The sequence below is a fragment of the Pseudooceanicola profundus genome (genome assembly GCF_054919315.1).
Genome location: NZ_CM142898.1, coordinates 2,956,043 through 2,974,416 on the forward strand (window position 1 = coordinate 2,956,043; position 18,374 = coordinate 2,974,416).

At 69.4% G+C, this 18,374-nt stretch carries 16 protein-coding genes; 7 read left to right on the plus strand and 9 right to left on the minus strand.

The window, feature by feature from the left end; translation table 11 throughout:
- Positions 1–50 precede the first annotated feature (50 nt).
- From ACX9MO_RS13625 to plsY, 5 genes are read left to right on the plus strand one after another with little or no spacing between them, the layout of a single operon-like run.
- Positions 51–998, plus strand: coding sequence for an aspartate carbamoyltransferase catalytic subunit (locus ACX9MO_RS13625; RefSeq protein WP_222489248.1), 948 nt, complete (start codon positions 51–53; stop codon positions 996–998).
- Positions 998–1,624 carry an aspartate carbamoyltransferase catalytic subunit gene (locus ACX9MO_RS13630; protein ID WP_462212235.1) on the plus strand — a complete coding sequence of 209 codons (627 nt, stop codon included), beginning with the start codon at positions 998–1,000 and terminating at the stop codon, positions 1,622–1,624. The genes ACX9MO_RS13625 and ACX9MO_RS13630 overlap by 1 nt, the downstream gene beginning before the upstream one ends.
- Positions 1,621–2,160 (plus strand): hypothetical protein, encoded by a 540-nt coding sequence (locus tag ACX9MO_RS13635; RefSeq protein ID WP_462212236.1) that lies wholly within the window; start codon positions 1,621–1,623, stop codon positions 2,158–2,160. Before ACX9MO_RS13630 ends, ACX9MO_RS13635 begins: the two co-directional genes overlap by 4 nt.
- Complete coding sequence (gene pyrC / locus ACX9MO_RS13640; protein ID WP_462212237.1) at positions 2,157–3,416, plus strand: dihydroorotase; 1,260 nt, start codon at positions 2,157–2,159, stop codon at positions 3,414–3,416. The genes ACX9MO_RS13635 and pyrC overlap by 4 nt, the downstream gene beginning before the upstream one ends.
- 1 nt (position 3,417) lies before the next feature.
- Entirely contained in the window at positions 3,418–4,026 is a 609-nt protein-coding gene (gene plsY / locus ACX9MO_RS13645) for a glycerol-3-phosphate 1-O-acyltransferase PlsY (RefSeq protein ID WP_222489252.1), read from the plus strand.
- Positions 4,027–4,152: 126 nt separating this feature from the next.
- Here plsY and rodA read toward each other — a convergent pair whose 3' ends face one another.
- The 5 genes from rodA to ACX9MO_RS13670 all read right to left on the minus strand — a co-directional run bounded on the left by rodA (position 4,153) and on the right by ACX9MO_RS13670 (position 9,818).
- The gene (gene rodA, locus ACX9MO_RS13650; RefSeq protein WP_222489253.1) at positions 4,153–5,292 is read right to left on the minus strand and encodes a rod shape-determining protein RodA; all 1,140 of its coding nucleotides are present in this window, start codon (positions 5,290–5,292) and stop codon (positions 4,153–4,155) included.
- Positions 5,289–7,241 carry a penicillin-binding protein 2 gene (mrdA, locus tag ACX9MO_RS13655; RefSeq protein WP_462212238.1) on the minus strand — a complete coding sequence of 651 codons (1,953 nt, stop codon included), beginning with the start codon at positions 7,239–7,241 and terminating at the stop codon, positions 5,289–5,291. Before mrdA ends, rodA begins: the two co-directional genes overlap by 4 nt.
- A 1-nt stretch (position 7,242) precedes the next feature.
- A complete protein-coding gene (locus tag ACX9MO_RS13660; RefSeq protein ID WP_222489255.1) occupies positions 7,243–7,788 on the minus strand; it encodes a rod shape-determining protein MreD in 546 nt (181 codons plus the stop codon).
- Complete coding sequence (gene mreC, locus ACX9MO_RS13665; protein WP_222489256.1) at positions 7,781–8,692, minus strand: rod shape-determining protein MreC; 912 nt, start codon at positions 8,690–8,692, stop codon at positions 7,781–7,783. Before mreC ends, ACX9MO_RS13660 begins: the two co-directional genes overlap by 8 nt.
- Before the next feature lie 79 nt (positions 8,693–8,771).
- Positions 8,772–9,818: a rod shape-determining protein gene (locus ACX9MO_RS13670; protein WP_315900393.1), complete on the minus strand. Its 1,047-nt coding sequence runs from the start codon at positions 9,816–9,818 to the stop codon at positions 8,772–8,774.
- 158 nt (positions 9,819–9,976) lie between these two features.
- Here ACX9MO_RS13670 and rlmJ point away from each other — a divergent pair, with 158 nt between their 5' ends.
- Positions 9,977–10,747, plus strand: coding sequence for a 23S rRNA (adenine(2030)-N(6))-methyltransferase RlmJ (rlmJ, locus tag ACX9MO_RS13675; protein ID WP_222489257.1), 771 nt, complete (start codon positions 9,977–9,979; stop codon positions 10,745–10,747).
- A 122-nt stretch (positions 10,748–10,869) separates the two neighbouring features.
- Here rlmJ and ACX9MO_RS13680 read toward each other — a convergent pair whose 3' ends face one another.
- The 3 genes from ACX9MO_RS13680 to ACX9MO_RS13690 all read right to left on the minus strand — a co-directional run bounded on the left by ACX9MO_RS13680 (position 10,870) and on the right by ACX9MO_RS13690 (position 16,483).
- Positions 10,870–13,911 (minus strand): efflux RND transporter permease subunit, encoded by a 3,042-nt coding sequence (locus ACX9MO_RS13680; protein ID WP_462212239.1) that lies wholly within the window; start codon positions 13,909–13,911, stop codon positions 10,870–10,872.
- Positions 13,908–15,083, minus strand: a complete 1,176-nt coding sequence (locus tag ACX9MO_RS13685; RefSeq protein WP_462212240.1) for an efflux RND transporter periplasmic adaptor subunit — start codon at positions 15,081–15,083, stop codon at positions 13,908–13,910. Before ACX9MO_RS13685 ends, ACX9MO_RS13680 begins: the two co-directional genes overlap by 4 nt.
- 329 nt (positions 15,084–15,412) lie before the next feature.
- Entirely contained in the window at positions 15,413–16,483 is a 1,071-nt protein-coding gene (locus ACX9MO_RS13690; protein WP_462212241.1) for an efflux RND transporter periplasmic adaptor subunit, read from the minus strand.
- 123 nt (positions 16,484–16,606) lie between these two features.
- Here ACX9MO_RS13690 and ACX9MO_RS13695 point away from each other — a divergent pair, with 123 nt between their 5' ends.
- Complete coding sequence (locus ACX9MO_RS13695) at positions 16,607–17,275, plus strand: TetR/AcrR family transcriptional regulator (RefSeq protein ID WP_462212242.1); 669 nt, start codon at positions 16,607–16,609, stop codon at positions 17,273–17,275.
- Here ACX9MO_RS13695 and ACX9MO_RS13700 read toward each other — a convergent pair.
- On the minus strand, positions 17,263–18,321 hold the full coding sequence (locus ACX9MO_RS13700) for a YeeE/YedE family protein (RefSeq protein WP_462212243.1): 1,059 nt from the start codon (positions 18,319–18,321) through the stop codon (positions 17,263–17,265). The two genes, ACX9MO_RS13695 and ACX9MO_RS13700, sit on opposite strands and share 13 nt — an antisense overlap.
- Between the last annotated feature and the right edge of the window lie 53 nt (positions 18,322–18,374).

Here is an 18,374-nt window from a genome sequence, read left to right on the forward strand (position 1 = left end):
CCCGCCCCGATGCCCTACCTATAAGCGGCGCGAGGCCACGGGAGCGCACAATGACCTTCAGGCAGGACCACCTTCTGGGTATCGAGCCGCTGGCTCAGGACGAAATCCTTTCCATTCTCGATCTGGCAGACGATTACGTCGCCCTCAGCCGCTCGCGCGAGAAACACGCCGATGCGCTGCGCGGGCTGACCCAGATCAACATGTTCTTCGAGAACTCCACCCGCACCCAGTCCAGCTTCGAGCTGGCGGGCAAGCGGCTTGGGGCGGACGTGATGAACATGTCGATGCAGGCCAGCTCGATCAAGAAGGGCGAGACGCTGATCGACACGGCGCTGACGCTCAACGCCATGCGGCCCGACCTGCTGGTGGTCCGCCATCCCCATTCCGGCGCCGTGGACCTGCTTGCGCAGAAGGTGAACTGCGCGGTGCTGAACGCGGGCGACGGGCGCCACGAACACCCCACGCAGGCGCTGCTCGATGCGCTGACGATCCGCCGCGCCAAGGGCCGGTTGCACCGGCTCAACATCGCGATCTGCGGCGACATCGCCCACAGCCGCGTGGCGCGGTCGAACCTGATCCTGCTGGGCAAGATGGAAAACCGCCTGCGCCTGATCGGCCCGCCGACCCTGATGCCCGCGGGCATGTCCGAGTTCGGCTGCGAGGTCTACGAGGACATGGAGGAGGGCCTGAAGGACGTGGACGTCGTCATGATGCTGCGCCTCCAGAAGGAGCGCATGGACGGCGGCTTCATCCCGTCGGAGCGCGAGTATTACCACCGCTATGGCCTCGACGCCGAGAAGCTGGCCTTCGCCAAGCCCGACGCCATCGTCATGCACCCCGGACCGATGAACCGCGGCGTCGAGATCGACGGCACCATCGCCGACGACATCAACCGCTCGGTCATCCAGGAGCAGGTGGAGATGGGCGTCGCGGTGCGCATGGCTGCCATGGACCTGCTGGCCCGCAACCTGCGCGCCAAGCGCGAGGCCGCGGCCTGATGGCACGCGGCCCGGGCACCAGGCACCGTGCCACCGGCGACGGATGGGACGGGATTCTGGCCCCGGGCGAGACGATCCTGTGGCAGGGCCGCCCCGGCAAGGGCGCATGGATCACCAAGGGCCGCGTCTTCAAGGCGATCTTCGGCGCGATCTTTGCGGGCTTCGCGGCGGTCTGGATGATCCTCGCCTCGCAGGCGGGGGGCTTCTTCTGGGCCTTCGGGCTGATCCATTTCTCGGTCGGGCTCATGGCCATGGGCGGCGCGCTCTTCGGCCCCGAGCTGCTGCGCCGCTACAGCTGGTACACGCTGACCGACCGCCGCGCCTTCATCGCCACCGACTACCCGCTCGCGGGACGGCGGCTCATCTCCTATCCCGTGGGCCCGGGCAGCTACCTGCGCCGCGCCCACGAGGATCCCGACGCCGTCTATGTCGCGCAGCGCGAACGCAAGGGCACCGAGGGCCACCGCCGCGAGGGCGAGACGGTGCGCCACTGGAGCACCTTCTCCGAGATCGGCTTCGAGAACCTCACGCCCACGGAGGCGGACCAAGTCTACCGGCTGGCCCGGGGCCTCGTGCATCCGCCCGAAACGCCCACCCGACAGGATGCGGAAAGGAGCTTCGCATGACGATCCCCGCCGGACCCTATGACACCGTTCATGTCTTTGCCGCCGACCTCGACGACGGCGCTTTCTGGGACTTCCTCCAGCCCGAGCCCGAAACCGGCCGCTGGGAACTGCCCGCAGCCCTTGGCGCGCCCGCGCTGGAGGCCAGTCACGTGGACGGCACCGACGTGGCGGACCTCGACGGCATCGGCCTCTCCGCCTTTCTGATCGAGGGGCAGGGCGTCGATCCGGCCGCCCTTGCGCCGGACCGGGCGCGCGTCGACGCGCTCACCGGTCATGTCATCATCCTGCGCCCCGGCGCGCTGCCCGAAGGGACCGAGACCCTCGACCCGCGCCCGCCGCTGCGCCATGTCGGCAGCTACGCGCTGCCCGAGGCCCCGGTGACCATCGAACCCCTGACCGCCGTCATGGCGGAGGGCGACATGGGCCCGCCGCCGCCCAGTGAATTCCCCGCCGAAGCACCGCGCTTCCCGCGCAGCTACGGCTGGATCCTCGCCATCCTCGTCCTGATCGTCCTCTTGGTCGGAGTCTTCCTGTGATCACCTTCCGCAACGCCCGCCTGATCGACCCCGAAACCGTAGAGGAGCGCCAGGGCGACCTCCACGTCGTCGATGGCCTGATCTCCGATACGCCCGCCCCGGGGGCCGAGGTGATCGACTGCAACGGCGCCTGCCTCGCGCCCGGGATCGTCGATATCGGCGTGAAGGTCTGTGAGCCGGGCGAACGCCACAAGGAAAGCTTCCGCTCCGCCGGGCTTGCGGCGGCGGCGGGCGGGGTGACCACCATGGTCACGCGTCCCGACACCGACCCGCCGATCGACAGCCCCGAGACGCTGGAATTCGTCACCCGCCGCGCGCGGGAGGTGAGCCCGGTGCGCGTGCTGCCCATGGCCGCGCTGACCAAGGGCCGCGCCGGGCGCGAGATGACCGAGATCGGCTTCCTGCTGGATGCGGGCGCCGTGGCCTTCACCGATTGCGACCACGTGATCGAGAACACCAAGGTCGCGCAGCGCTGCTTCATGTATGCCCGCTCGCTCGGCGCCCTCGTCATTGGCCACGTGCAGGAGCCGGGCCTCTCGAAGGGGGCCGCCGCCACCTCGGGCAAGTTCGCCTCGCTGCGCGGCCTGCCCTGGGTCTCGCCCATGGCCGAGCGCATGGGCCTCGACCGCGACATCGCGCTGATCGAGATGACCGGCGTGCGCTACCACATCGACCAGGTGACCACCGCGCGGGCCCTGCCGGCGCTGGAACGCGCCAAGGAGAACGGCTTCGACATCACGGCGGGGGTCTCGATCCACCACCTGACGCTGAACGAACTCGACGTGGCCGACTACCGCACCTTCTTCAAGGTCAAGCCGCCGCTGCGCGCCGAGGAGGACCGCAAGGCCGTGGTCGCCGCCGTGGCCTCGGGGCTGATCGACATCATCTCCTCCATGCACACGCCGCAGGACGAGGAGAGCAAGCGCCTGCCCTTCGAGGAGGCCGCCTCGGGCGCCGTGGGGCTGGAGACGCTGCTGCCGGCGGCCCTGCGCCTCTACCACGCGGGCGAGATGGACCTGCCGACCCTCTTCCGCGCGCTGTCGCTGAACCCGGCCAAGAGGCTGGGTCTGGGGCAGGGGCGGCTGAGCGCGGGCGCGCCCGCCGACCTCGTGCTTTTCGATCCGGACGCGCCCTTCGTGCTCGACCGGTTCAAGCTGAACTCGAAATCAAAGAACACGCCCTTCGACGGCGCCCGGATGCAGGGCCGCGTGCGCGGCACCTGGGTCGGCGGCGCACGGGTCTTCGGAGACGCCTGACATGCCGATCCTCACCTCCACCACGACCGAGCTGATCCTCTGGGCCGTGCTCGGCTACCTTCTTGGCTCGATCCCCTTCGGCGTCCTTCTCTCACGCGCCTTCGGGCTCGGCGACCTGCGCAAGGTCGGCTCGGGCAATATCGGCGCCACCAACGTGCTGCGCACCGGCAACAAGGGCGCGGCGGCGCTGACGCTGCTGCTCGACGGCGGCAAGGGGGCGGTGGCGGTGCTGCTGGCCCGCGCGCTCGCCGGGCCCGATGCGGCACAGCTCGCCGGTCTCGCGGCCTTCATCGGACACTGCTTCCCGGTCTGGCTGCAGTTCCGCGGCGGCAAGGGCGTGGCGACCTACTTCGGCCTGATGCTGGCGCTCTACTGGCCCGCGGGGCTGCTGGCCTGCGCCACCTGGCTGGCGGTGGCGCTGGTGATGCGGATCTCCTCGCTCTCGGCCCTCGTGGCGGCGCTGCTCGGCCCGCTCTGGCTCTGGGTGATGGGGGCGCCGCAGATGACGCTGCTGGCCACGGCCCTCGGGGTGCTGATCTTCCTCCGGCACCACCAGAACATCGCGCGCATCCTCGCCGGAACCGAACCGAAGATCGGCAAGAAGACCTGACACCGCCCTCAGGCCCGAGACAGAAAACCCCGCGGCAGTCCCCGCGGGGTTTTTCCTTGTCCGGACCTGAAAGGCGATGCGGGCCCCCGCTTCATCTTTCCGAAAATACTCACATCCGACGCCGCCTCAGCGCGGGCGGTGGATATGGGCCGACTGCACGAGGCCGAAGGCCGCCAGAAGCACGATCATCGCCGAGCCGCCGTAGCTCACCAGCGGCAGCGGCACGCCCACGACGGGGGCAAGGCCCATCACCATCGACATGTTCACCGCGAAGAACAGGAAGAAGGTCGTCGTGATGCCGAAGATCAGCAGCGAGGAATAGCGGTCCTTGTTCGCCATCGCCGAGGAAATGCAGAACAGCAGGATCAGCGCGTAGAGGATCAGCAGCGACGCCCCGCCGACGAAGCCGAACTCCTCGGCAAGCGTGGTGAAGATGAAGTCGGTGTGCTTCTCGGGCAGGAAGTTCAGCCGCGACTGGGTGCCCTGCATGTAGCCGCGCCCGGCCCATCCGCCCGAGCCGAGGGCGATCTTGGACTGGGTGATGTGGTAGCCCGCGCCGAGCGGATCGTTGGAGGGATCGAGGAAGGTGTCGATCCGGCGGAACTGGTAGTCCTTGATCAGCTGCCACGAGGTGCCGCGCGACTGGAAGACCGTGGCGACGAGGCCGATGGCCGCCCCGATGACCACGGCGAAATAGCCCCAGTGGACGCCCGCGAGGAACATCACCGCGCCGCCGCCCGCCATCAGCAGGACAGCAGTGCCGAGGTCGGGCTGCTTCAGCACGAGGTAGGTGGGCACGAGGATCATCAGCACCGGCACCAGCACCCAGAGCGGATGCGAGACCTTGCGCGTGGGCAGCCAGTCGTAATAGGCGGCCAGCAGCATCACGAGGGCGATCTTCATCAGTTCCGAGGGCTGCAGCCGCATGAAGCCGATGTCGATCCAGCGCTGTGCGCCCATGCCCACGGTGCCGAAGAACTCCACGAAGATCAGCAGCACCAGCGTGCCCGCATAGGCCACGCCCGAGAGGTTGCGCCAGAACCAGATCGGCACCATGCCGATGACGAACATCGCGATCATGCCGATGGCAAAGCGCTTCATCTGCGGTTCGGCCCAGGGATTGAACGAGCCGCCGGCGACTGAGTAGAGCATCAGGAAGCCGACCGAGGCCACCGCCGTCAGCAGCAGCGCCAGAGGCCAGTTCACGTAGAAGATCTTGCGCAGGCCGGAGGGGACCGTCTTGACCGAATACTCGAGGTAGCTCATGCGCGGGACTTCCGTTCCGTGATCTCGGGCGGGCGCATCTCGCGCAGGCGTTCCTGCTGGACGCGGATCTTCTCGCGGTCCTTGGCGGGGTAGATGTCGAGCGGCGGATCGCCCTGGAAGAGCGCCTGAAGCGTCACGTCCCGCGCGATCGGCGCCGCGACGGAGGAGCCGCCGCCGCCGTGTTCCACCACCACGGCGGTGGCGACCTGCGGATCGTCATAGGGTGCGAATTCGACGAAGAGCGCGTGGTCGCGCCGGTTCCACGGCAGGTCCGCGTTCGAGGTTACGCCCGCACGCCGTTCGGCGGCGGTGATGTTGCGCACCTGGCTGGTGCCGGATTTCCCCGCGAGCCGGATCGTGTCCGAGATCACCCGGCTGCCATAGCCGGTGCCGCGCCGGTCGTTCGACACGGCGTACATCCCCTTGCGCACGAGGCGCAGGTGGTTCTCGTTGATGTCGAGGGGCACGTCGCCAATGATCGGCTGCTCGACCCCGTTGATGCTCTTGATCAGCCGCGGGTCCAGCGCCTTGCCGGAGGCGATCCGCGCGGTCATCAGCGCCAGCTGCATCGGCGAGGCCAGCACGTAGCCCTGTCCGATGGCGGCGTTCACGCTGTCCCCGATGCGCCATTCCTCGCCACGGACCTCGCGCTTCCACGCCTTCGTGGGGGTCAGGCCCTGCGCCACGGCGGACATCGGCAGGTCATGGCGCACGCCGAGGCCCAGCCGGTTCGCCATGTCCGAGATCTTCTCGATCCCGATCCGCATGGCCAGTTCGTAGAAATAGACGTCGCAGCTTTCCCGCAGCGCACCCTCGAGGTTCAGGTGCCCGTGACCGCCCCGTTTCCAGCAGTGGAAGCGGCGGCCCGACACGTCGAGGTGGCCGGGGCAGTAGAAGGTGCTCTCGGGGCCGATCTCACCGGATTCCAATCCCGCGAGCCCCACCACCATCTTGAAGGTGGAGCCGGGCGGATAGGTGCCCTGCACGGTCTTGGAGGCCAGCGGGCGGTGGTCGTTTTCCGTCAGCAGGCGGTAGTCGGAGACGGAGATGCCGCGCACGAAGAGGTTGGGATCGAAGGCCGGGGCCGAGCCGATGCCCAGAAGGTCGCCGGTCTTGCAGTCCACCACCACGGCGGCGGCACTTTCGTTGCCCAGTCGGGCAAGGATGTAGTTCTGCAGCCGGTGGTCGATGGAAAGCTGCAGGTTCGCCCCGGCCTCGCCCTCGCGGCGCGACAGCTCGCGCATGACGCGGCCCACCGCGTTGACCTCGACCCGCCGGGCGCCGGCCTTGCCGCGCAGCTGGTCCTCCATCTTGGATTCCAGCCCGACCTTGCCGATCTGGAACCGCGGGATGCGCAGCAGCTGGTCCGGGTCCTCGATCCGCTCGAGATCGTAATCCGACACCGGGCCGACGTAGCCCACCACATGGGCGAAGTCCTGCTTCATCGGGTAGGACCGCGACAGGCCGACCTCGGGCGTGATGCCGGGCAGGGCAGGGGCGTTGACCGCGACCTTGGAGACGTCTTCCCAGGTCACCCGGTCCGCCAGCGTGATCGGCAGGAAGGGGGCAGAGCGTTTCGTCTCGGCCAGCGCGCGCTCCAGCTCGTCCGGGTCCAGCGGCACCAGCTCCTTCAGCCGGGCGATGACCTCCTCCACGTCGCCCGCGTCCTCGCGCACGATGGTGATCCGGTAGGCCGGTTCGTTGCTGGCGATCGGCACGCCCATGCGGTCGAAGATCTCGCCCCGCGCGGGCGGGATCAGGCGGATGTTGATCCGGTTCTCCTCGGCCAGCAGGCGGAACTGGTCCGCCTGATCGACCTGCATGTAGCGCATGCGCAGGGCCAGCAGGCCCATGAACCCGGCCTGCATCCCGCCGAGGATCAGGCCGCGGCGGGTGAACTTGCCCTTGGAGGTGGCGTTGTCGCGGGGATTGCGGGGGGGCCGGGCCATGTCAGCGGAACTCCAGCGAGTCGGTGTCGCCCGGTCCCTGCTTGCGCAGCCCGAGAAGGGCCTGCAGCAGCAGCACGACGACCGGGTAGGCGAGGATCGTGGCGAGCGCGCGGATCGCCGTCATGGTCAGCGGCGGCGTGTCGATCAGGAAGAGCGAGAGCGAGAGCCGGAAGCCCCCCAGCACCAGCACAACGCCGAGGCCGGCCGCCAGCCATTCCACCGGGAAAGGCAGTTCGCGCAGGCCGCGGGCGCGGTACTTGAGGTATTCGCAGGCCAGCACGGTCACAGCGGCCATCAGGCCGGGCGGGCGCTGGAACAGCAGGTCGGCCATGAAGACCACGAGCCCCACGAGGACCGGCGGCGCGTAATCGGGCCGCCGCAGGGTGAAGCCGATGCAGAGCACGAGGATCAGGTCCGGCCCGGCCCACTTGCGCGGCAGCGTCTCCAGCGGCATCAGGTTGAAGAGCATCACCACGAGGGCCAGCAGCACGAAGACCCCCCGCATCACCCAGAGGCGGGAGGCCGGGGTGATCGTGACCTCAGCCATCGGGCGTCTCCGCCGTCGTGGCGGCTTCCTCGGCCATGTGGCCGGGCAGCAGCGGCCCCACGATCCCGCCGGGATCGCGCAGCGGATCGGAGCCGAGGTGGCGCAGCACGCGCAGGAACTCCAGCCGCTCGTAGTCGGCGGCGAGGCGCACGCGCAGGCGCCCGCCCGGGTCCTCGGCCACCTGGCCGACCAGCAGGCCGGCGGGGAAGACCCCGCCATCGCCCGAGCTGATCACCCGGTCCCCGGGCCGCACGAGGTCCTTGTCCTCGAGGAAGTCGATATGGGGCGCCACGGTATTGTCGCCCATCAGCATCGCGCGTTGCCCCGAAGGCTGCACCGTCACCGGCACGCGGGAGGAGGTATCGGTCAGCAGCACCACCCGCGAGGTGGCACTGCCCACGCCGCTGATCCGCCCGACGAGGCCGATGCCGTCCATCGCGGCCCAGCCGTCGACGATCCCGTCGCGGGCGCCCACGTTCAGCAGCACCGACTGCCGGAAGGGCGAGCCGCTGTCGGCCATGACGACGCCGGTGATATAGGTCAGCCGCGGGTCGAGCCGGACATTGTTGAGGTCCAGCAGGCGGGCGTTCTCCTGCTCCAGCTGGAGCGCGGCCTCTTTCCACGCCTTCATCTGCTGCAACTCGCGCCGCAGTTCCTGATTCTGTTCGTGGATGCGCCGGTAGGACTGGAAATCCCGCAGGATGTTCACGGTCGCGGTGACGGGCGCCATGGCCCAGTCGAAGGAGGGGACCACCTTGTCGACGACCTGTGCGCGGAAGCGTTCCACGCGCGGGCTGTCGATCCGCCAGACGAGGAACACCGCGATCAGGCAGAGCACCACGACGCTGGCCAGCAGGCGCCGCAGCGGGGTGACATAATCCTCGTCTTGCCGGTTTCTGGCCAAGGGACCCTCTCCCGATACCTAGAGGCGGGCCGCCGCGACTGCGGTGGGGCAGCGCGACCGCCCCACCAGCGTGGGCAGATCAGCTGTCGTAGTCAATCGCGTGGCGGAGTTGCTTTTCGTACTCCAGCGCCTTCCCTGTGCCAAGCGCGACGCAGTTCAAGCTTTCGTCAGCGATGGAGACCGCAAGGCCGGTCTGCTCGCGCAGGGCGAGGTCCAGATCGCCCAGCAGGGCGCCGCCACCGGTCAGCATCACGCCGCGGTCGACGATGTCCGCCGCCAGATCCGGGGGCGTGGCTTCCAGCGCGGTCATCACCGCTTCGCAGATCTGCTGCACCGGTTCGCTGAGGGCCTCGGCCACCTGGGCCTGGGTGATCTCGGTTTCCTTGGGTACGCCGTTCAGCAGGTCGCGTCCGCGGATCACCAGCGAGGCACCGCGCCCGTCGTCGGGCATCCGGGCGGTCCCGATGGAGGTCTTGATGCGCTCGGCGGTCGATTCGCCCACCAGCAGGTTCTGCTGGCGCCGCAGGTAGGAGATGATCGCCTCGTCCATGCGGTCACCGCCGACGCGGACCGACCGGGCATAGACGATGTCGCCCAGCGACAGGACGGCCACCTCGGTGGTGCCGCCGCCGATGTCGACGACCATGTTGCCGGTGGGATCGGTGATCGGCATGCCGGCCCCGATGGCCGCGGCGATCGGTTCCGCGATCAGGCCCGCACGGCGCGCGCCTGCGGACAGCACCGACTGGCGGATCGCGCGTTTTTCAACGGGCGTGGCGCCATGGGGCACGCAGACGATGATCTTCGGCTTCGAGAAGGTCGAGCGTTTGTGCACCTTGCGGATGAAATGCTTGATCATTTCCTCCGCCACGTCGAAGTCCGCGATGACGCCTTCGCGCATCGGGCGGATCGCCTCGATCGAGCCGGGCGTCCGGCCCAGCATCAGTTTCGCGTCCTCGCCCACGGCGAGCACTTTCTTGACGCCGTCCTTGACGTGATAGGCCACCACTGAAGGTTCCGAGAGGATGACACCCCGGCCTTTCACATAAACAAGCGTGTTGGCGGTTCCGAGGTCAATCGCCATATCCGACGAAAAGAGCCCCGGCATCGTGTCGAAAATTCCCATGATGTCCTGCTGCTGTCCCGCATAACCCCAAGCCCCCGCGACTCTGCCGAGCGGGGGGCCGTGGGCCCTTATAGGAAAAGGCTCTGCGCAGGAAAAGGCCCATGCCGGGCGCGATGGGCGCTATTCCGCTTTTCTGCGAACACGGATATGAGAGCGCCATGCTGTCGTATCAACACGCCTATCACGCGGGCAATCCCGCAGACGTCCACAAGCACGCCCTGCTGGCCTCGGTGCTGTCCTACCTCTGCGGCAAGGACAAGCCCCTCACCTACATGGAAACCCATTCCGGGAGAGCCCTTTACCGCCTCGACGGGGCCGAGGCGCTCAAGACCGGGGAGGCGGCACAGGGGGTGGGGCGGCTGCTCGACGCGCTGCCGGCGGATCACCCCTATCTGCGGGCGCTGGCGGCCGTGCGCGCGGCCGAGGGCCCCGAGGCCTATCCCGGCTCGCCCCGGATCGCGGCGGAGTTCCTGCGTCCCGATGACCGGATGCACCTCGCGGAGCTGCATCCGCAGGAGTTCGAGGCGCTGCGCGAGGCGATGAAGGGCAGGGGCGCGAAGCTGCACCGGCAGGACGGGTTCGAGATGGCGCTCTCCGTGGCGCCGCCAGAGCCGCGCCGCGGCCTGCTGCTGATCGACCCGAGCTGGGAAGTGAAGTCGGATTATACCAGCCTGCCGATCTTCCTCTCGAAGCTGCACCGGATCTGGAACGTGGGCGTGGTGCTGCTGTGGTATCCGATCCTGCGCGACGCGGTGCATCTGCCGATGCTGCGCGCCATCGAGGCGCAGGACTTCCCCGGGGCGATCCGCCACGAGGTCCGCTTCCCGCCTGTGCGCGAGGGGCACCGCATGGTGGGTTCCGGCATGTACGTGATCAACGCCCCCTGGGGGACCGAGGCCGCGCTGAAGGACATCGACCGCCTGTTCTGAGGGGGCGGCCTGGGCGCCGCGCCGCTCCGGCGGCGGGTGCGGCGCGCGTGCTGCCAAGGGCTGGGGCGCGGCATCGCCGGGGCAGGGGCTCAGGCCCGGGGCGGGCCCGGCTCAGCTTCGACTCAGGCCCCGGCCTCTTCCTTGACCCGGAAGATCGCGATGTAGAGCGCCGGCACGAAGAGCAGCGTGATCAGCGTCCCCGCGATGATGCCGCCCATCATGGCATAGGCCATCGGCCCCCAGAAGATCTGCCGCGCGATCGGTATCAGCGCGAGGCTCGCCGCCGCCGCCGTCAGCAGGATCGGGCGCGCCCGGCTGTCCGAGGCGGTGAAGACCGCATCCCAGCGGCTGAGGCCCGCGTGGCGCTGGTTCTCCACCTCGTGCACGAGGATGATCGAGTTGCGGATCAGGATGCCCACCAGCGCCAGCACCCCGAGGATCGCCACGAAGCCGAGCGGCGCCCCCGAGAGCAGCAGCGCCGCAGTGACGCCGATCAGTCCGAGCGGCGCGGCGGCCAGCACGATCAGGCTGAGCCGGAAGCTCTGCATCTGGATCATCACCAGCGTGACCATGAGCAGCAGCATGAGCGGCACCACCGCGGCGATGGGCCCGGTGCTGTCGCCGGTGCTTTCCGCCGTGCCGCCGGCCTCGACCCGGTAGCCGAGCGGCACCTCGGCGGCAAAGGCCGCGACCTCCGGGGCGAGGTCCTCGACCACCGAAAGCGGCTGGTCATCCCCGGCCATGGCGGCCTTGACGGTGATCGTGGGGCGGCGGTTGCGCTGGTAGATCACCGGCTGTTCGGTGCTGTAGACCAGAGTCGCGAGGCTGGAGAGCGGGATCGGCGTGCCGTCCGAGCTTTGCAGCTGGAGGTTGGCCAGCGCCGAGACATCCGTCCGGTCGCCCGGCTCGCCCCGGGCCACCACGTCCACGAGGTAGGTCGCATCGCGCAGCTGGGTCACGGTCTTGCCCGAGAAGACGGAGTAGAGCGCGCCCGAGACGTCCCCCACCGCCACGCCCAGCTGGCGGGCCTTGTCCTGATCCACCTCGACGCGCACCACCCGGGCCGGTTCGTTCCAGTCCGGCGCGATGGCGGTCAGCCGGTCATCGCGCGCGATGAGCGAGGTCAGCTCGCGCGCGATGCGGCGCACCTCGCCAGTGTCGGGGCCCGAGACGCGGTACTGCACCGGTTTGCCCACCGGCGGCCCGAGTTCGAGCAGCTTGGGGAAGAGCTCGACCCCCGGGAAGTCCGCCTGAAGGGCATCGATCTTGGCGCGGACCCGGTCGCGGGCCTCGATGTCCTTTGCCTGGATCACCAGCTGCCCCATGAAGGGGCCGGGCGTCGGTACGTCCAGCGTCAGCAGGAAGCGCGGCGCGCCGCGGCCGATGTAGGCCGTCCAGTGTTCAATGTCCTCGTCCCCGGCAAGGTGGCTTTCCAGCCGGGCGATGGTGCGGGTCGTGTCCTCGATGGCGCTGTTCTGGCGGGCGTTGATGTCCACCAGAAGCTCCGGCCGGTCGGAGGCGGGGAAGAACTGGAATTCGACGTGCTTCATGCCCCAGAGGCTGGTGGCGAAGATCGCCAGCGTGGCGAGGATCGCGAGGTAGGGATGGCGCATCGTGGTCTTCAGCGCACCGTGGAAGCCACGGCGCAATCGGCCGGGCTCCGGGTTGTGGTGCTTCATGGTCTTGGGCAGGAAGGTCACACCCAGAAGCGGCGCGAAGAGCACCGCCACGAACCACGACAGCATCAGCGAGACCGCGATCACCACGAAGAGCGAGAAGGTGTATTCCCCCGCCTGCGAGGCGTTGAGCCCGATGGGGATGAAGCCCACCACCGTCACCAGCGTGCCCGAGAGCATCGGGAAGGCGATCGAGGTCCAGGCGAAGGAGGCGGCCTTGGTCAGGCTGTCGCCCACCTCCAGCCGCGATATCATCGTCTCGATGGCGATCATCGCGTCATCCACCAGCAGGCCGAGGGCGATGATCAGCGCCCCGAGGGACACCCGTTGCAGGGTGATGCCCCATTGTTCCAGCACCACGAAGGTCAGCGCCAGCACCAGCGGGATCGAGAGCGTGACCACGAAGCCCGCCCGCAGGCCGAGGCTGACGAAGGTCACGGCGAGGACGATCACGATGGCCTCGACGAGGGCGCGGACGAATTCGCTCACCGCGTGATCCACCACGTCGGGCTGATCCGCGACAAGATGCATCTGGATGCCCACCGGCAGGTTGGCCTGCACCCGCGCCATCAGCGTCTTCAGCTCTTCGCCGAAGTCGAGGATATTGCCGCCCTCGGCCATGCCGATGGTCAGCGCCATGGCCTCCTGCCCGTTGAGGTGGAAGACCGACGAGGGCGGGTCCTCGTAGCCGCGGGTGATCGTGCCGAGGTCGGAGAGATTGAAGAAGCGCTCGCCCACCCGCAGGTTCACGGCAGAGAGGCTGGCCGCATCCTGGAACTGCCCGCCGACCCGGACGAGGACCTGCTCCTGCCCGGTGTCCACGATGCCCGAGGGCGAGATCGCGTTCTGGTCCTGCAGGGTCGAGATCACCTGAGACTGGTCGAGCCCGAGGGCCGCAAGCTTGCGGGTGGAGAACTCGAGGTAGATCACCTCGTCCCGGGTGCCCAGAAGCTCGACCTTGCCGGCGTCGGGCAGGGCCTGCACCTCGGTGCGGATCTCCTCGAGATAATCGCGCATCTCTCGGGGCGAGAAGCCGTCGGAGGTGAAGGCGTAGATGTTGCCGAAGACGTCGCCGAAGGAATCGTTGAAGCTGAAGCCCTGGAACTCGCTGGGGAAGTCGGCGCGGATGTCGGACATCATGTTGCGGACCTGCTGCCAGATCCGCGGGATCGCGGGCCCCCGGGTGGTGGGGGCAAGGTCGACATAGACCACCGTGGTCCCCGGCGCGGTGACCGAGCGGGTGGCGTCGAGTTCGTCCAGTTCCTCCAGCTTCTTCTCGATCCGGTCTGTGACCTGTTCACGCATCTCCTCGGTCGAGGCGCCGGGCATCGAGGCGGAGATCACCATGGTCTTGATGGTGAAGGAGGGATCTTCCTCCCGCCCGAGGCTGATGTAGCTGAGCGCGCCCGCGACCAGCGAGGCGATCATGAGATACCAGACGAAGGAGCGGTGCCGCAGCGCCCAGTCGGAGAGGTTGAAACCCGTCATTGCTGCACCCGTGCGCCGACGCTGTCGCCGTCCTTCAGTGAATTGACGCCCTTGGCGACGATCTCGTCCCCGATCTCGAGGCCGGAGAGCACCCGCAGCGTGCCGCCGGGCTCGTCCTCCGTCTCGATCTCCACGGCGCTGACGGTGCCCGTGTCGCCGTCGCCGTCGCGGGTGATGCGCCAGACCGTCGGCGTGGCGCGGTCGCGGATCAGCAGGGCGGGGGGGATCGTCAGCCGTTCCTCCCGCCCGCCGGTCAGCCGCACCACGACGAGCGCGCCGAGGCGCATCCCCTCGGGCGGGCTGTCGAGCGCGATATGGGCGCGGCGGGTCAGCGTAGTGGCATCGGCCACCGGGTCGATCTCGGTCAAGGTGCCGGTGGTGCGGATGCCCGGCGTCACGCGGGAGCTGACCTCGAAGACGTCACCGGGGCGCAGCACGCGGGCGGCGGCCTCGGCCACGTCGATCACGGCCTCGCGCTCGCCGGTGGCGGCGATGTGCAGCACGGCCTGACCGGCGCTGACGACGGTGCCGGGCTCCTCGTAGGTCTCGGTGATGACGCCGTCGCGGGGGGCCTTCAGCTCGGTATGGGTCAGCGCGTCCTCGGCCCGTTTCAGGGCGGCCCGGGCGCGGGCCCGCTCGGCCTCGGCGGCGGCAAGGCCGCGCTGGGCTTCCTCGAGGTCGGACTGGCTGGCCACGCCGCGCGCCTGCAGGGCGGACACCCGGTCGAGCGTATGCTGGGCGGTCTCCAGCTGCACCTCGGCGGCGCTGACGCCGGCGGCGGCGGAGCGGCGCGTGTTCTCGAGGTCGGAGCCGTCGAGGCTGGCGAGCAACTCGCCCGCGCTGACCGTGTCGCCGACCGAGGCGGGGCGCGTGATGATCCGGCCCGCGGTCAGGAAGCCGAGGTCGCTCTCGGTCGCGGCGGTGACGGTGCCGGTAGTGCCGCGTGCCTCGATGGTCGAGGGCGTGACGAGGATCGAGACAACGGGGCGGGGGCCATAGTCTAGCGGGGCCTCCTCCTTGCAGGCGGCGAGGAGGGGGATCAGGGCGAGGGCGAGGAGGGCCTTGGGGAGGAAGGGTAGTGCTGGCTTGGGATTGCCTTTGTGGCGATGCGACAGGGGGCAGTGCCGGGGCGTCGCGCTGCCATGCGCTGCGGTCGTGGTGGCAGCGGTCATGTCGTCACGTCTGTAAGGTATGCGAAGGGCAGCGCCGTCCCGCGGGGTGGCGCGATCGCGCCGCCCCATGGGGGCGGGTCGGCGCTGCCCGGCCTGCGGCCCGGCGGAACCTTCTTGAGAGGTTTGGTGCGCGGTCAGGAGAGACCGGGTGCTTCTATGTGTTCCATCGACACGATGAGTTCTGTCGATGGCCGCGAGGGAGGACACGTCAGGCCATACCGTGCAACGCGTACCCCCAACCATGCCCTTCGGCATCGTCCCCGCCCGGCGCGCGCCCGCACCAAACCACTGCGACTCGAAAAAGCGCGACCCGAAAAACCGCATCCCCATCACTCGCCCTCCACCACGCGCAGGGCCCGGCCCGGGAACACCAGATGCGCCCCCTTCACCACGACCTCCGCGCCTTCGGTCACGCCGTCCGAGATCAGCACCCGGTCGGTCTGGTAGCGCTCCACCGTCACCGGCGTCAGCGACGCCGTCCCGTCCGGGCCCATCACCCAGACCGCAGGCCCGCTCTCGTCCGAGGTCAGCGCCTCCCACGGCAGGGCGGCGGTGTCGGGGATATCGAAGAGCACCGTCCCGCTGATCGCCGCCCCCAGCGGGATCGCCGCCGGGCCCGCGTCCAGCGCCACCTTCACCGCGACCGAGCCGTTGGTCGGGTCGATCATCGGCGAGATCTCGGACACGGTGCCGGTGATCGGCAGCGCGGGTTCGTCCAGCAGGCTGAAGCTCATCTCGCGGGCATGGACGGCCTCGTCCACATAGCCCTCGGGCGTGTAGAACAGCGCCACAACGCCGCGATCCGCCGCCAGCTCCAGCACCGCCGTGGCGGCGCCGACGATCTGGCCGGGATCGGCATTGCGGGCGGTCACCGTGCCGTCGAAGGGCGCGGTCAGCCGGGTCTCGTCAAGGGTGATCTGCGCCTGCTCGACGCTGGCGCGGGCCTGTTCGACACTGGAGACGGCGGTGCGGAAGCTTTCGCGCGCGCTGTCGAGCGTTGCGCCGGTGGTCACGCCCCGGTCGTACATGGCGCCCTGTCGGGTGTACTCCTGCTCGGCCCGGTCGCGGTTGGCCTCGGCCGCGCGCAGCTGCGCCTGCGCCTCGCGCAGCGCCTCCTGCGCCTGCCGGTCGTCGATCCGGCCAAGCTCCTGCCCCTCGGTGACACGGTCGCCCACGTCCACCGCAAGCGCGACGATGCGCCCGCCGTCGCGGAAGGCCATGTCGGCGCTGTCCTTCGCCTCGGTCACGCCGGTCAGCGTGGCGCTGATCGTGACCGGGGCGAAATCGGCGCGCACCACGGTGACGGGCAGGGCGCCTGCCTCCTGCGCCACGGCAAGGCCGGGCGCACACACCAAGAAGGACGACAGAAGAAGACGCGGCAGGCGGGGAGCAGGGGGCATGATCGGACCCTTTCGCGGCAGGAGTGCCGACGTGGTAGCAGCCGCGCCCCTCTGCATCAACAGTTTTGGAACGATCGTTTCAAATTCGTTGCCGCCCCGGGCGGTGCTCTGGTATGACGGGGCATGACCGGCTGCCCCTTCTCCCCCGCCCGGCCCGAGCGCCAGCAGGCGCGCAGCGAGGCCAAGCGCACCCGCCTGATCGAGGCGGGCATCGCCGCTTTCGGCACCCATGGCTACGAAGGCGCCAGCCTGCGCGACATCGCCAGGCGCAGCGGGGCGGGGCTGGCGGCGGTCTCCTACCACTTCGGCGGCAAGCGGGAGCTCTACCTCGCCTGCGCGGGGCAGATTGCCGAGAACGTCCGCGGGGTGACGGCCAACGTGCGCAGCGCGCTCTCCACGCAGGCCCCGCCGCTGGCCCGGGTCGAGGCGGCGCTGGAGGCGACCGTGCGCAATATCCTGCAGGAGAAGCCGCAGCAGGACTGGCCGCGCTTCTTCATGCGCTGCGAGGCGGAGGACGCCGAGGCCTTTGGCATCATCTTCGAGGGCGCGCTCTCCGAGATCATCGCGGGTCTGGCGCAGGCGCTGTCAGAGACGCCCATGGCGCGGCTGGGGGAGGATGAGCTGCGGTTCCGCATCGGGGCGCTGATCATCATGTGCTTCAGCCTGCGCAGCCACTCCAACTTCGGCTTCGCCGCACTGGGGCAGGGGCCGGACGAGAGGGACCGGCCCGAGGCGCTCGCCCTGCGGCTGAAGCGGCTCTACCTGCCGGAACTGATGGATCAGGCCACCTGAGCGCGACGCTGGTCGATCAGCAGGTCCGTCGCCATCGCCCCGATCCACATGCAGAAGAGCGCAAGCCACGCGGTGCCCGCGAGGATCGAGGTGCCGGTAACGCCCGCGCCGATGGCGCAGCCCCCCGCCAGCATCCCGCCGAAGCCCATCAGCGCGGCCCCGGTCAGGGCGCGGCGCATCGGGCCTTCACCCTCGAACCCCTGAAAGCGGAATTCGCCCGCCAGCAGCGAGGCGGCGAGCGCCCCGATCACCACGCCGGGCACGAGGCCGATGTCGAACTCCAGCATCCGCGCCCGGTCCAGCAGGAACATCAGGGTGTGGGCGGAGGGGCCGGTGAAGGTGACGCTTTCCACCTGCATCGGCTCGAAGCTGACCGAGGCGAGGGTGAAGGTCAGCACCCAGCCCACGGCGACCGAGAAGCCGACGCCCGAGGCAAAGACGAGCCGCGCTGCCCCGATCCGGTTGCGCCGGGCGATCCCGAGGGCAGCGGCCGCGAAGATCAGCCCGAGGGCGAGCCCGCCCCAGTCGGGCAGATGCAGCGCTGTGCCGAGGTCGAGGTTGCGGCCGCCGGTCGTGGTCCATAGAGCGGCCAGCCGGTCGCGCAGCGGGCTGAGCACGCCGCCGAGGCTCATCTGCGCCACCACGGCGAAGACGAGGCCCGAGACCAGCGAGCGCAGGTTGCCCGTCGAGGCCAGCACCAGCAGCCGGCCCGAGCAGCCCCGCGCCATGACCATTCCCGCGCCGAAGATCAGCCCGCCGATCACCGCGCCGGACCAGCTGCCCGGCACGGCCATCATGCGCGCCTCCTCGGTCCGCATCAGCCCGGCCAGCTGCGCGCCCTGCACCCAGACGAGTGCGGTGGAGAAGGTCAGCAGCCAGACAGCGACCTTGTCGCCCATGGCGCCGCGGGCGAATTCCACCGTCGCGGCCCGCAGGCAGAAGCGCGAGCGCTGTGCCGCGACGCCGAAGATCAGCCCGGTCAGCAGCCCCAGCACCGCGGCCGAGGGCCGCTCTCCGATGCTTTCCACCAGCGTGACGATATCCATGGCATGCCTCCTTGGGCCTCGCCGGGCCTCCCCCGCCCGCTTTGGCGGGTGTC